Genomic DNA, 1,141 nt, shown 5'->3' with positions numbered 1-1,141 from the left:
CTTGCATGTAGATCTGGGTGTCGCGGACGAGGATATCACTATCCATCTGCTCGATGAGATCGTCCGGCGTGTGCCACCACCAGCCGGTGCCGAAGCCGCCGGACTTGCCGGGCCGGAACATGGCGACAGGGCCGTTGGCGGCAGGTGCAGCGTCGACAGGATGAGTGCTCATATTGCCGAAGATCGCCGGCACGCCCATGCCCCAGAAAGACTGGTCGCCGGCTCGCGCCATGCGGGCATTGCCGAAAGTCTGACCGGACACTTCGCGGATGGCCTCGCTGGCCAGGCCGCGCAATTCGGCCGCTGCGGCGGTGTCGGCAACGACGGTGTTGTTCTTGCCGCCGGTGCTGTCGACATTGACATGCACGAGGGCGCGCCTCTGCAGCTCTTCCCAATTGTGGTCGGCATACCAGGAGGAGGAAGAATAGCGGCCCTGGCTGTGGCCGGACCAGAATACGACGCGCAGTGCGCGCTTCCACTGGTCGCGATGCAGCGCGGCGATACGGGCCACCTCGATCATGGTGGCGTTGGCGCCACCATTGTCCATCACGCCATAATACCAGGTGTCATGATGGCCGGTGTAGAAGACGAAGGGCTCCTCGTCGCCTCCTGCGCTGGAGGACATATCCGCGACCAGGATAGGCGTGGGGCGCCAACCCGTATCGACGTCGGCAACCAACACGCCGTCGTCTGCGCCGTTCTTTGCCAGTTCCTCGCGCAGCTTCGCCCCGTCACTTTCGCGCACGGTGCAGACCACGCTCGTGGGCAGGTTCTTCGCCTTGCGATCGTCGGGACTGCCCCAAACCGGCGAGATACACATTTCATGGCGCTGCTCGCTCGGGCTGACGTGGATCTGTCCGATAGCGCCCATTCGGCAGGCGATCATGGTCACCACCGGATTGGCGATGCCATCCATCAGCACGATCTTGCCGCGTACATCCTTGCCCTTGTAGTCGTCGGGCATGCCTTTGCCGACATCGACGACCTTGCCTTTAAGGCCACCGGCCGGAGCGGAGCGCGTGAAGGAATGGGTGATAGCGCCGACTTCGACGCCTCCCACCTTCACCGAGGCACCCGGCTTGGGCAGGCTGATATAGGCCTCGTGCGACAACAGCTCGGTGCGATAGCCGTAGGACCGCAT

Annotated in this window: 1 protein-coding gene; it reads right to left on the bottom strand. The window is 63.6% G+C overall.

The window, feature by feature from the left end:
* Nucleotides 1-1,141, bottom strand: a 1,141-nt coding sequence (locus tag JP75_RS24585; protein WP_035087789.1) for a M28 family peptidase, incomplete at both ends; no start/stop codon positions are given.

The organism is Devosia riboflavina (assembly GCF_000743575.1).
Lineage (GTDB): Bacteria > Pseudomonadota > Alphaproteobacteria > Rhizobiales > Devosiaceae > Devosia > Devosia riboflavina.
Note: the sequence above shows the minus strand (reverse complement) of the source record. Positions and strands in the feature narration are given on the sequence as shown.